The 12,315-nt window shown below is 65.8% G+C and carries 15 protein-coding genes; 2 read left to right on the plus strand and 13 right to left on the minus strand.

Annotated features, from left to right (window positions below):
• Window positions 1-19 precede the first annotated feature (19 nt).
• Window positions 20-1,108 carry a tyrosine-type recombinase/integrase gene (locus ACODSL_RS01595; protein ID WP_488898874.1) on the plus strand — a complete coding sequence of 363 codons (1,089 nt, stop codon included), beginning with the start codon at window positions 20-22 and terminating at the stop codon, window positions 1,106-1,108.
• Here the strand turns inward: ACODSL_RS01595 and ACODSL_RS01600 are convergent.
• From ACODSL_RS01600 to ACODSL_RS01655, 12 genes are all read right to left on the minus strand, one after another.
• On the minus strand, window positions 1,105-1,482 hold the full coding sequence (locus ACODSL_RS01600) for a hypothetical protein (RefSeq protein WP_488898875.1): 378 nt from the start codon (window positions 1,480-1,482) through the stop codon (window positions 1,105-1,107). The genes ACODSL_RS01595 and ACODSL_RS01600 overlap by 4 nt on opposite strands.
• A gap of 84 nt (window positions 1,483-1,566) precedes the next feature.
• Window positions 1,567-2,724, minus strand: a complete 1,158-nt coding sequence (locus ACODSL_RS01605) for a hypothetical protein (RefSeq protein WP_488898876.1) — start codon at window positions 2,722-2,724, stop codon at window positions 1,567-1,569.
• Window positions 2,725-2,816: 92 nt separating this feature from the next.
• Entirely contained in the window at window positions 2,817-2,984 is a 168-nt protein-coding gene (locus tag ACODSL_RS01610) for a hypothetical protein (RefSeq protein WP_488898877.1), read from the minus strand.
• On the minus strand, window positions 2,939-3,169 hold the full coding sequence (locus tag ACODSL_RS01615) for a TetR/AcrR family transcriptional regulator C-terminal domain-containing protein (protein ID WP_488898878.1): 231 nt from the start codon (window positions 3,167-3,169) through the stop codon (window positions 2,939-2,941). Before ACODSL_RS01615 ends, ACODSL_RS01610 begins: the two co-directional genes overlap by 46 nt.
• Window positions 3,103-3,399 carry a TetR/AcrR family transcriptional regulator gene (locus tag ACODSL_RS01620; RefSeq protein ID WP_488898879.1) on the minus strand — a complete coding sequence of 99 codons (297 nt, stop codon included), beginning with the start codon at window positions 3,397-3,399 and terminating at the stop codon, window positions 3,103-3,105. Before ACODSL_RS01620 ends, ACODSL_RS01615 begins: the two co-directional genes overlap by 67 nt.
• An 85-nt stretch (window positions 3,400-3,484) precedes the next feature.
• Window positions 3,485-4,297 (minus strand): RNA polymerase sigma factor, encoded by an 813-nt coding sequence (locus tag ACODSL_RS01625; protein WP_488898880.1) that lies wholly within the window; start codon window positions 4,295-4,297, stop codon window positions 3,485-3,487.
• Window positions 4,294-4,809: an SRPBCC family protein gene (locus tag ACODSL_RS01630; RefSeq protein ID WP_488898881.1), complete on the minus strand. Its 516-nt coding sequence runs from the start codon at window positions 4,807-4,809 to the stop codon at window positions 4,294-4,296. The genes ACODSL_RS01625 and ACODSL_RS01630 overlap by 4 nt, the downstream gene beginning before the upstream one ends.
• Before the next feature lie 16 nt (window positions 4,810-4,825).
• Complete coding sequence (locus ACODSL_RS01635; protein WP_488898882.1) at window positions 4,826-5,764, minus strand: extracellular catalytic domain type 1 short-chain-length polyhydroxyalkanoate depolymerase; 939 nt, start codon at window positions 5,762-5,764, stop codon at window positions 4,826-4,828.
• A 42-nt stretch (window positions 5,765-5,806) separates the two neighbouring features.
• On the minus strand, window positions 5,807-7,141 hold the full coding sequence (locus ACODSL_RS01640) for a spinster family MFS transporter (RefSeq protein ID WP_488898883.1): 1,335 nt from the start codon (window positions 7,139-7,141) through the stop codon (window positions 5,807-5,809).
• A gap of 142 nt (window positions 7,142-7,283) precedes the next feature.
• The gene (locus ACODSL_RS01645; RefSeq protein WP_488898884.1) at window positions 7,284-8,456 is read right to left on the minus strand and encodes an FG-GAP repeat domain-containing protein; all 1,173 of its coding nucleotides are present in this window, start codon (window positions 8,454-8,456) and stop codon (window positions 7,284-7,286) included.
• Window positions 8,453-9,619 (minus strand): FG-GAP repeat domain-containing protein, encoded by a 1,167-nt coding sequence (locus tag ACODSL_RS01650; RefSeq protein WP_488898885.1) that lies wholly within the window; start codon window positions 9,617-9,619, stop codon window positions 8,453-8,455. The genes ACODSL_RS01645 and ACODSL_RS01650 overlap by 4 nt, the downstream gene beginning before the upstream one ends.
• Window positions 9,620-9,652: 33 nt before the next feature.
• A complete protein-coding gene (locus ACODSL_RS01655) occupies window positions 9,653-10,630 on the minus strand; it encodes an extracellular catalytic domain type 1 short-chain-length polyhydroxyalkanoate depolymerase (protein ID WP_488898886.1) in 978 nt (325 codons plus the stop codon).
• Window positions 10,631-10,844: 214 nt separating this feature from the next.
• On the opposite strand from ACODSL_RS01655, the gene ACODSL_RS01660 reads away from it, so the two are divergent.
• Entirely contained in the window at window positions 10,845-11,561 is a 717-nt protein-coding gene (locus ACODSL_RS01660; protein ID WP_488899719.1) for an alpha/beta fold hydrolase, read from the plus strand.
• Between the two features lie 15 nt (window positions 11,562-11,576).
• Here the strand turns inward: ACODSL_RS01660 and ACODSL_RS01665 are convergent, their stop codons facing one another.
• Window positions 11,577-12,233, minus strand: a complete 657-nt coding sequence (locus tag ACODSL_RS01665; protein WP_488898887.1) for a TetR/AcrR family transcriptional regulator — start codon at window positions 12,231-12,233, stop codon at window positions 11,577-11,579.
• Window positions 12,234-12,315: the final 82 nt, after the last annotated feature.

A 12,315-nucleotide genomic window follows, 5' to 3' on the forward strand; every position in this document is an offset into this window, starting at 1 on the left:
ACACATAGAGGACACGAAATTGGCCGCGTTCGTGAGGCTTCCGTCCGGTTCCTGGCGCGCCGTCGTCCGACGCAAGCGCCGGTATATAAGCGAGACCTTCAAGCGCAAAGAAGACGCGCGGACCTGGGCGCTCGAAGCCGAGCGCCAGATCGACCAGGGCGTCGCCCCCACCTCCACGCGCGTGAAGGGGATGAAGACCTTCGGACAGCTGATCGATCTGCACATCGCGGACATGAAGGAGGTCGGCAAGGCGCCCGGCCGTTCCAAGTGCGCCACCCTCGCAATGCTCAAGCGTGAGCTCGGCAAGCGGCCGGTCATCGACATGGATCGCGAACGCCTGATCAGGTTCGGACGTGATCGCGCCGCCCAGGGAGCCGGTCCCGTGACGGTGAGCATGGATATCGGCGCGATCAGGCTGGTGATCTCCCATTCGGCGGCGGTCCACGGGCTCCCCGTCAGCATGGAGCAGGTCGACCTGGCGCGCATCGCGCTGAAGCGCCTGGGCCTCGTCGGCAAGAGCAACGAGCGCGACCGGCGTCCGACGGAGGAAGAGCTTCAGAGGCTCTTCAAGCACTTCGACGGCCTCAGGCGCCCGTGCATCCCCATGAGCCGGGTCATGCGCTTCGCCATCGCGACGGCCATGCGCCAGGAAGAGATCTTCCGGGTAAGCTGGGACGACTACAATCCCCGCACCAAGATGCTGCTGATCCGGGACCGCAAGGACCCGAGGGAAAAGAAGGGCAACCACCAGCGCATCCCGCTGCTCGACATCTCCGGTTTCAACGCCGTCGAACTGATCGAAGAGCAGCGCGCGATCCGCAGCAACGAAGACGACCGCATCTTCCCGCATAATCACAAGTCCGCCGGAACCGCGTTCACCAAGGCCTGCGGCATTCTCGGGATCGTCGACCTGCACTTCCATGACCTTCGGCATGAAGGCACCAGCCGCCTGTTCGAGGCCCGGCTGGAGATCCAGCAGGCCGCGCTCGTGACTGGCCACAAGGACTGGAAGATGCTGCGCCGCTACACGCACCTGAAACCGGAGTCGCTGCACGATCTGATTGCCGAGCGGAGGCCGCCCCCGGAGAAGCCCGAGGACGCCGACTAGCGGACGGGTTTCGGCTTCGGCTTGAGCTGCTCGGCCCGGTCCGCGGCATCGAGCAACTGCCAGGCCAGCTCGCGCATCGCCGTTGGAGAAGCGTGCAGAAATGCGCGCTTGCTGTGCGGCCGACCGGCGTCTGGCGCCTGCGTGGTGAGCCGTACGCAGACCTCGACTTGGCCCAGGACGACTGGCCGGACGTCGAACTCGAGTCCACGCTGGCCAAGGACATTGTCCGAGGATTTCAGGGTGATGCCACCAGCGGCGGGCAGCGGACGCTCGGGTCTCGCCCCGATCGCATAGCTTTCGTGGCTGCTGATCTCCTGGCGTTCCGCGCGCTGCTGCAGCACCCAGCCCAGGGCATCGGATTCCCGTTCGCTCATGAGCGCATTATAGCGCGCAAGATGGCAAGGTGGCGACCGTTCGGGCAGCCGTGCGCGCAGGCGCGTCCGGCGCCGCCCTTTCAACTACGGTTCCAGGTCCGATAGGAAGCGCCCCGAGACCACCGGGTCGATGGTGTCGGCCTCCGCCAGCGCCCATCTCGTCCATCTCTCCAGCGCCTCGTCGGACACGGACTCGGGCCTGGATGCGTTCGCAGCGCGAACGGCGTCCACATATCGCCTGATACGCGCCGCACGCTCTAAGTCCTCGGCCCCGTCTATCAGCGAGGCGATACGCGCTGCGGCGGCCGCTTCATCTCGCGCGATGCGCTCGGCTTCGGCTTTCTCCGCCGCAAGCTTGGCCTCCCTAGCCCTGCGCGCCCTGTCCTCGAGATCCCACTGGTGCCGCATCAGGGCCCACTTGCGGGTGTCGTCCTCCGCCTGGAAGAGCAGGCCCAGGACGATGTCCGTGGCCTGTCGTTCGAGGGGTGCATCGTCCTCCCGCCAGATGCGCTTGGGCGGTATGCGGTCGTCATGCTCGACCAGATCGAACCGAAGCCGCTCGATGTCAGGTCGTTTGAACCTGCGGCCGTCCCTGTGGAAGTAGCTTTCGGATGCGCCGCCTTCGATCCCGAAAAGGATGTAGGTCCAGGCACCGCCGATGCTGATGCTGAACCGTTCGCCAGCATGAGTGCTGCCGCTGGCCTTGCATCCCAGTCGTTCCAACTCCGTCAGGATGCAAGACAGGATGCGAAGCCGGCGCTGCTGGATTGGCCTGGCGAACTTCGGTCCATGGCGGTCGGCGAAGTATGCGCTGACGGACGGGCTGGGTTTCCGCTCGGCGTCCTGCCTCAGAAGCCGCGCCACGATCGGGTGGGGATTTGTCAGGACCGCGGGGACCTTGATCACCCTGACGGCCGCCTGGATCTCCTGCTTCACCGTCGCCAGGTCACGGAAGATCGGCAGACCAGGCAGCTCCGGCTCCGTATCCGATGGCGGCGCGTCTGCAGCCGCCTGCTGGTCAACAGCCGGGAAATAGTTGGCCATGGCGAACGGCAGCGGCGGGAGCGGTTCCACGTTGGCCGGCTGTCCAGCTTCCTTCCGCGCCCACCAGCCCCTCGGCGGCACAGGCACGTTGGCTGCCCTGCATCGCTTAGCCAGAGCGACGTCCGAGATCCCCATCGTTTTCGCCAACGTGCGCATTGGCTGCGACCAGACCTGCGCGTGGAGTTCCTCGCGTGTCATCTCGGCCTCCGCCCCTCCTAGGTTCGCTCCTCAGCGTGGTGACCTCGCTATCGACTCTCAGCCGCACCGAAATCTAAAATCGTCTTGGACGCCTAGAAGAGGTTGCTCTGGAGCAGGGCCAGCATGCAGGCGGCTGCGGCCTTCGCGCGCAAGGCGATCTCCTCGTGGCTCGGCCGGTGCGCGCCTAGGACAGCGTCGTCGAAGAACCTCGCCTTCAGAAGTCCGCCAAACGCCGCCGCCGCGCCGTAGCGATCGCGCATCGACCATCCGAAGGCGGGTGCCTAGCGCTCAAAGTAGTGGACGAACGTGGTGGCACCGCGACCATGACCTCGCGCCGATACCGCTCGCCCAGTTCCGGAAAGCGATGCGCATCGCGAGTCACCACCCGGTAGATCGCCAATTGCTCGTCGGAAAGCACGTGGCGAGGGTACTCCTCCCCCGCCATGGCCAGGACCGTCTCGGGGAGCTCGGAGTGCCAGCGCGGCTCCGCCAGTTCACCTTCGCATCCGCCCTGGCGGGAGGCGCGCAGGCGGCCTGCATCACGGCGCTAAACAATTCGTCCTTGGTCTCGAAGTGGCGATAGAGGGTCTTGATCGAGACGCCGGTGTCGTCGGCGATCTTATTGACCGAACTCTCGGCATAGCCCGCTGCAAAGCTGGTCGATGTCGGAGACATGTTGAACCAGCACGGGGTGGAGGGATTTGGCGGTCCAGCATGGGGCCAACAAATCTTGCTGAAGCAGACGCCTGGCGGATCCCAATCAGGTCGCACCGGCGTCGAGCAGGTTCAGATGCTTTGCCTCCCAGCCGAAATCCGGGTTTGAGCGCATGAGCACGGCCGTGCGGCGTTCACGATCCAATGTGGCGATCGTCCTTTGAAGAGCGGCCACGTCATGCGCCGCCACTTCGGGCGCGCAGGCGCCAGGCCGCGCCCGACCCGACGCCAACGCCTTGTTGACGCGGCCCGCACATCGGCAAGGCGCCTCACGGGAGACAATCCCGCAATGGTGCTGGGTGAACGTCAGCACCTGCGCGCGCGCCCGGCGCAGACGCTGTCGATAAGCGGCGTGCTCGATTTCGAGCACGGCAGCCGCCTCGATGTCGGGCAGTTCGTATATGTCCCCAAGAATGTAGGCGGCCCTCATCGGCCGGCTGAGGCAGGTGAGCAACGCCAGGGTGCATCCGACCTTTACCTGCGCCGCCAGGACGTTGAGCGCCGGATCGACGACGTTTTCGTCTGGCACATCTTCCAGACCGTCCATGAGGTCCGCACCGAAGGTGCGGAAGGAAAAGCGCATCGCTTCCACCCGCCCCTTCATGCGCTCGCGCACGAGGTGGCGGAGCGCGACGCGAAGCGCCCAGGCCCCCGCCGCGCCCGGCTCGCGCAGGCCGCCCAGATTGGTGATGATCTTGGTGATGATCTCCTGGGCGGCGTCGTCGGCATCCGTCGGATTGGCCAGCATGCGCAAAGCCAAATTGTAGATCGGGCGCTGAAGCGCGCGCACCAGATCGCCGAGCGCGGCGCGGCTTCCCCGCCGCGCCGCCTTTACCAATGCCGGATCGACAACGATCATTGCTTCTCCAGCAGCGACCCGAGGCGCCTAAGCTCTTCAGCGAGCGTTCGCATCTGCGCTTCGAGCACGCCCTCAAGGGCTTCAAGCGGCGCCGGCGGCGCCATCAGAACGAAGGAATAGATGCACTTCGTCTCGCCGTCAGGGGTCACGCGGGAATACGCGGCGGCGTTGGTCCCGTCTGGGAAGGTCATGAGCCAGTCAATCGTCCCAGCCTGGTGATTGGCGACGGTCTTCAGCTGTATTTCCACTTCGCCGCCGGGCGTGCGCATGATCGCGCTTGTGGCGTCGGCGGCGGCGAACGCGTTGGTCCAGCGAGGAAGGTTCGCCGGGTTCGCGACATACTCGAAGGCTCGCGCGCTTGGGATTGCCAAGGCTACGGATTGAACATCATGCGTCTTCATTGTGAGCTCCTCGATCGGATCGCGTGATTGCGGCCCTGTTTCTGAAGAGCGGCCTGGATCGGCTTTTGTGACATCGAATGTTGGTCGCCGGGACGTGGGCCAAGGCACCACCTGGTGGGTCTCCCGCTCAGCGCGCCGCCCGCCCGTGCCGCTGGAAAAACGCCCACATCGTTCGGTTCGCATCGAGGTTTTGGCTGGTGTGTCCGATAACCTCTCCCGGTAGGTATTGATGCCATCCGGGCGCATTGTGGCCGCCGCCCTCGACGGCATAGAGCACCACGTCGGTTCCGCCCCGGCATGAACCGTAGTCTTCCCGACGGATGCCAGTGCCATCGTTCACCAGGGTTGGCAGCGTCTCGACCTTCGGCCTTTGCGCGCATCCGTTCCATCGCGCCCAGAGGGCCATCGCCGCCGGGACGGACAGGGTCTCGCCGCCCGCCGCGCCGCCTCCGTTCCAGTAGTTATGCCGGTCCTCGGTCCCGAAGAACTGGATTACACTCACGGGATAGGCCGGAGCCGGACCCTGCGCGACCGACGTCGGCATGTTGGCGGCCACCGGCGCGATCGCCGCGATCTTGTCGGAGAGCTCGGCGCCGAGACGATGCGACATGTGCCCGCCGTTGGAGATCCCGGTCACATAGACGCGCCCCGGATCGACGTTCGCCTTGGCGATCATGTCGTCAATGACGGCGGAGATGAAGCCGACGTCGTCGAGCCCTCGCCGCATCGCCGGGAACGACTTCAGCCCACGGCCGTCGTTCCAGCTGCGCCCGACGCCGTCGGGATAGACGACGACAAAGCCCTCCTGGTCGGCAAGCCTGCTGAGGCCGGTGATTATCTCCATGTCCCTGCCGGTCCCGCCGCCGCCGTGGAGGGCGATGATCAGCGATGGCCGCCCGCCCCTCTTCAGTTCGCTGGGCTTGTGGACCAGAAAGGTGCGATCGAGACCGCCGTGCCGCACCGTCCACACCTCGGTCCCGGGTCCAGGAGGCCTTGGCCGGGCGCATTCCTGACCCGCGGCCAAGGTGACCCACGCGACCGCGACCATCGCTACGGCGGCGGGCATGAAGGAGAGCATTCGGTTCCACATTCTTCAGTTCCCGGCGCTTCAGTGAACCCGATCCACCGCCGTCGGCTGCTCCGCGCGGCCAATCGTGGCGATATCGGAGGCAAGGCTCTTCGACGCGATGAAGTAGAAGAGGGCCGCGCTGGGGAAGCCGATGAACGAAAGGCCGGCGAGAACCCAGCGGAGTGCGTGCGCGCCCAGGTCGGGAGTCATGAGGTCGCTCAACGCGCCCACGGCGAGCGGACCGGCGCCATACCCGACGAGATTGATGAAGAAGATGAACACGGCGACCGCCGTTGCCCGCACGCGCACCGGAGAGAGTGTCTGGATCACGGCGAATATCGGCGCCTGCCAGGTGGCATTGAAGAGGGCGACCGCCGCGGCGAGCACCAGCGCGCCCGTGTAGCCTGGCCACAGGTAGAGGCCCACGCTCATGGGGGTCACAACAAGCACGCTCAGGGCGGGCGCGAATATGTACCACCGCACGTCCTTCTTGCCGAAGCGATCGGCGACGAAACCGCCCAGAAGCGCGCCGGCGCCGCCAAAGACCGCGATGATGGGGCCCAGCGCGAGGCTGAGGGCGGACAGGTTCACCGCGTGCGACCGCATGAAGAAGGGAACCAGCCATGTGCTGACCCCGTAGGTGACGCAGAGATGCAGGCTCGCGGCCACCACAAGGTAGCGGTAGGAGCGGGTGTTCCAGACGAAGGCCAGGACCCGCGCCAACGGCACGGGAGTGTCCGCGACAGCATGGGCTTCGGATTGGCCGCGCCGAGGTTCGCGCACCGTCAGGAAGAACAGCAGCGCAAGCAACAGCCCCGGCAAGCCGAGGGCGAAAAGCGATGCACGCCATCCGAAGGCGCCCGCGATATAGCCGCCGAACGAAATCCCGAAGAAGGTCCCAAAGGCCGATCCCAGGGAGTAGATCGCCAGGGCGCGACCGCGCTGATGGGGCTTGAACAGATCCGAGATCATCGAGTGGGCCGCCGGCGTCATTCCGGACTCCCCGATGGCGACGCCAATTCGGGCGGCCAGGAGCTGCAGGAAATTCATGGCCAGACCACAGGCCGCCGTGGCGGCGCTCCACACAGCTACGCACAGCGCTACGATAGTCCGCCGATTGCCGCTGTCGGCCCAGCGCGCGATCGGCAGTCCGCAGAGGCTGTAGACGATGGCGAAGGCCAGGCCGGAGAGCATCCCGAGCTGGGTGTCCGAGAGGTGAAAATCGGCTTTGAGCGGCTCCAGGATGATGCCGAGGATGAGCTTGTCGGCGACCTTGAGGACGTCGACCAGAAAGAACATTCCCAGCACGTAGCCGAGATAGGTTCTGGTAGGGCCGGCGGCCTCGCTGCTCGATGCTTCCGGTACTTGGCCCATTTCCTGTTTCCCCACCGACCGGATCGCCAGAAGCGAGGGCCGCTTTTTGCTATATGTATGCGTAGACGTAGCCGTATAGATTTCGCCGTTGGCCTCCGTCGACTCTGCGCGATATCGACGCTTCCGAGAGGCCGTCAGACCGTTATAGAATTCCTCCGCCGCAGCTCTCGCGCCGCGCTGGATCGGGCGCCGAGCGCCGTCCCGCCGAGGGTCGCGCGGCGGTGTTGAGAAAGGCGCTCAGGCCCTTGCCGCCGTGGTTGACGACCAGAAGATCGAGACGCTCGTCCCGATTGAAGTCGCCCACGATGACATCCGTCGGCCTCAACCCCGTCGACAATATGCCCCCGTCGATGAAGCCGGCGGCGACTGCGCCTCGCAGGAGCTGGACACGGTTGAGCGCCGCCATGGCTATCGCGACGTCCAGTTGGCCATCGCCGTCGAAGTCCGCCAGCGCCAGGTCAACCGGCTCTCCCTCGAGGGTGATCGAACCTCCGTTCCAAAGCCCGCCTCGTCCGTCGTACCTGAGGATCTGCAATGACTTTCGGGCCGGCAATGCGACAACAACCTCGCTCGCCCCGTCACCGTCGAGATCACCGATGCCGAGCGCGGCAGGCGTCGCCGCAAGCGCGACAGACTGTTCCTGAGGGCCGAAGCCATGACGGCCGAGCCGAATCTCAAGGCGATCCGGTCCCTTCAAGGCGATGGCGATATCGGTACGTCGGTCGCAATCGAAGTCGGCGGCCTCGATCGCGATCGGAGAGCCGCCGAGGGCAAGTCGGTGTGCGACCGCAAACTGGCCCCGCCGGTTCTCCAGCAGCACAAGCGAGCCGCCGGCGCCGGCTTCGGAGACGACGGCGAGGTCGGGATGGCCGTCATTGTTCCAGTCGACGACGGCGAGATCACGAAGGCCCGGCCCGATTTCCACCTCGGCGGACGCGCGAAATCCGCCCCCCGGCTCGCCGACCAGGACGGAGAGGTTCGGTTCGTCGGCGTTGGTCACCGCCAGGTCCTTGCGGCCATCCCCGTCCCAATCGGCGACCACGATCTGATCGGGAAAGGCGCCGACTCCCACCTTGCCCGCGGTTTCCAGGAAGGCGCCGTCGCCTCGTCCGAAAGCGATTGAGACGCTGTTGTCGAAGGTGTTCGTCACCGCATAGTCAGGCAGTCCGTCCTCGTTCCAATCGCCGATCACCGCCGCGCGCGGCGCATCGCTGTTCCGACTGAAAATGGCATTCCCAAATTCCAGAGGCGCCGCGGCAAAGGCGCCCAAGGGCGCCGCCAGCAGGCCGATGATCCAGCGCGGCAAGCGGCTCATGGAACCGTGGCCCCCAAGGTGGGCGTCGCCGGGCGACTCTCTCGGCCTGCGGTGCGGTTGAGAAAGGGAACCACTTCGGGGACGCCGGGAAGATACACGAGCAGATCGGCCAGGCCGTCGCCGTCGATGTCGCCGGTCCCGACATCAATGGGATTGGCCCCCAGGCCCAGTCGCGCTTCGACGGCGAATTCCCCGCCGCCTTGATTCCGAAGGACGATAACCTCTGGCGCATCCCGCATCGCCACGGCGAGATCGGCGTCGCCATCAAGATCGAAATCGGCCAGGGCAATGCCAGCCGGCGCCTGGCCGGTTCGCAGCCGGCCGTATGAGGTGAAGGCGCCGTCGCCACGGCCGAGGAGAAGCGAGATATCGTTGTTGCGCACATTGACCGCGATCAGGTCGAGCGCGCCATCATTGTCCAAGTCCGCGGCGTCGAGGTCACCGGGGTACAGGCCGATATCGACCGTTCCGCCGACCTTGAACCGACCCTTCCCGCTATTGGTCAAGACCGTCAGCGTGTGGCTGTAGTGATTGACGACGGCCAGGTCCGGGAAGCCGTCCCTGTTCCAGTCGCCGGTCACAATCCCGGACGGGAAGCGGCCCACATCGATCCTCTGGGTCTCGCCGAACCGACCGTCGCCCTGGCCGAAGTGAATCGAGACCGTGTGGTCGTTGCGATTGGAAATTGCCAGGTCAAGGCGGCCATCCCGGTCCCAGTCGCCGGCAACGAGCGCCTGCGGGGATCGACCGGCGGCGACGAAACCGGCCTTGCTGAAGCAACCGGCAGGATCGCCGAGCAGGATCGTCGCACCCGCACGATTGTAACTCGTCGCCGCGATATCGAGGCGGCCATCGCCGTTCCAATCGCCGGCGCCCAGGCCGATCGGGCGGCGGTCGGTCGCCACGACGCACCGCAAGACGAAGCCGCCCTTGCCATCGTTGAGATGGACGGAAATCTCGTCGTCGAAGGAATGGGCCGCAACGAAATCCGGAGCGCCATCATCGTTGATGTCGAGGACCAGCAAGGTGTTTGCCTTGAAGTCCCCGAACACACGACCGGGCTCGCGCACGGGACCCGGGACGGCGCCGGCCGGCTGAAACGCAAAGCGGGGCTCGCCCGCGACCGCGTGCGCGGTCAGAGACCACGCCAAGGCGGCGAGCAAGGCGAGTCCGCTTCGGGCTTTCATTCGCCGGTCTCAACCGCGACTCTGGCGCAGCGTCTCGCGCCGATGCGCGCTGAAGAAGCGCCAGATCTCCTCCGTGGCGTCAAGGTCGCGGCTGGTGCGCCCGACGGTCTCGATGGGCAGGTACTGATAGCCGCCCGGCCAAGTATGTCCTCCGCCCACGATGTCCAGCCAGACCACGTCGGCTCCGCCGTCACATCCCTTGAAGGAGACGCGTCGTGCTCGGGTCCCATCGTTCGGGTCCGTGTCGGCGAGTTCCTCGACCAGGGGTTCAGGACCGCAGCCGTTGCGCTTCGCCCAGAACTCTGCGGTCGCCTTCGCCGTATAGCGTCGGGATGCCTGTTCGAAGACGGGAGCGTCCGCGCCTTTAATGAGCAGCACTGGCGTCGGCGCGCCGCCGGACGGGCACTGCTGCGCCGCCCGCTCGGGGATCACGCCCTCGACAGGCGCGATCGCCGCGACAAGACCTAGCGCCTCGCAGGCGATGCGATGCGCCATCAATCCGCCATTCGACATGCCGGTCACATAGATCCGCGACCGATCGATTGGCTGCCGCCGCGCGATGTCGTCAACGAGCGCCGAGATGAACGCAACGTCGTCCACGCCCTCTCGCTGGGCCGTGTACTGGTTCAGGCCGCGACCATCGTTCCACTGTCCATCGACGCCATCGGGGTAGGCGACGACAAACCCTTCTCTCTTCGCCACCTGGCTGAAATGGGTGAGGCGTTCCATGCCTCGACCGCGGCTTCGTCCGCCGTGCAGGACGATGACGAGCGCGGGGGCGGCCTCGGCCGCGATGCCGGGCGTGAACAGCTCATAGGTGCGGGTCCGCCCCTGAGCCGCCATCTCATACTGGCTGAAGCCCGATGGCGCGGAGGGGGGCGAGGCGGCCGGCGCCCCGGCGCCGGCGCAAGCGACCGCAGCGGTCGCCAGCACCAGCAACAAGGCTGGTCGCCACTCTTTGCTTTGAGCAGTCATCGTCTGCCGCATCCGACTCACCCTCCGCGACCGAGACACCCGCTGAGGTCTCTCGGTCATCCAGCGATAAACTATATACTATACCGTATATAGCGCAATCACCAACTGGCGGCGCCAGACCTTTCAGAGAGCGGGGATGCGCTTCCCGATTTGCCCGCAAGAATCGGGTCGCCATTCCCCGCCGCTCAGCCATTTTCGCTCCCGACACGGAGCCCGAAAACGAACCATGACTCATTTCCTTCTTCTTCACGGCAGCTGGCATGGGGCCTGGTGCTGGCACAAGGTGACGCCCAGACTCGAGGCCAAGGGCCACCGGGTCAGCGCCATTGACCTTCCCGGCCGTGGTCGTTCGCCGGCGACCCCGTTCTTCGTGAGCCTCGATCGCATGGTTCGGGTAGCGGAGGCGGAGCTGCATCCCACTGAACAAACGACGGTGGTGGTCCATAGCCGCAATGGGGTTGTGGCCTCGATGCTGGCGGAACGCGCGCCGAAGCGCGTCTCGCGGACGATCTACCTCGCCGCCCTCATGCTGCCCTCTGGGCGACGGGTGCTGGACTACCTGCCCGATCGCGACTCCGCCCTGAGCGGTCATGTCAGCATCAATCGCCGCGCGCTGAGCGACTGGCTCGACCCCGCGATCTACAGGGAAGGTCTGTATGCGGATTGCAGCGAGGACGACATCGCCTTGGCGCGCGCCCTGCTCGTGCCCGAGCCCGTACGCCCGGCCCTGACGCGGCTAAAGCTCACCGAGGACAGCTATGGCCGCGTGCCCCGCGCCTATATCCGCTTAACCCAGGATCGGGCGGTGTCGCTCCCCTTGCAGGATCGGCTTCTGAACGAGACGAAGGTCGATCGGGTGGAGAGCATCGACGGTGGCCACTCTGTCTATTTCTCACAGCCAGACAAGCTGAGCGAGACGATCGTCAAGCTTTCAATGATCTAGGCACGGGAGTGAATGTCAGGAGCGCCCGGGCTTACCCCCCGATCGCGGTCGCCGCTCGACGGCGCGGACGGCCGCCAGGCTCATCTCGACGACGATCGCTTCGATCTTGGCGCGATCAGCGGGCCGCTTGACGGTCAGCGCCGCGGCGGCCTCGAGCGTCGCCCGATACAGCATTGCCGCCGTCTCTGCGTCCTTCCGCGACAGATCGAAGTGGTCTATGGCCTTGGCGACCCAGGCAGCTGTTACGCGCTGTTCCCGCGCCTGGCGCGCGCGTTCGATAATCGGGTCGTCGGTAGCACGGTAGAGAAGGTGCACCACCCCGTCGCCCTCGGCGATCGCGTCGAAGAAGGTTCCGATGCTGACGTTCAGGTGCTGCTCGTAGCTCTCGCCTTCCTCGGGGCGCTGCGGGATCACCTGATCAAGATGAGCCCAGTGATCCTCAAGCAAGGCCACGATGAGCATGCTGCGGTTCTCGAAGTGGCTGTACACGACAGGCTTGCTGATCCGCGCCGCCTCTGCGAGACGCTCCATCGTCAGGGCCTTCACGCCGTCGGCCCGGAGGATTCGGCGAGCAGCGGCGAGCAGTTGGCTGCGCCGGTCTCCCCGCGCCATGCGGGTGCGTTTCTTGAGTCCCGGGACCGGGTTCGAGGTGATCTGGCTTGATGCGGTCAAATCTCTGCGCCCTGCATTGGCTCGCTCGCTTGCCCGCGGAGCGCTGGGGATTCCCCACTGGTTTTCAGAATAGACGCGGCCG

Source organism: Caulobacter sp. FG121 (assembly GCF_057809815.1).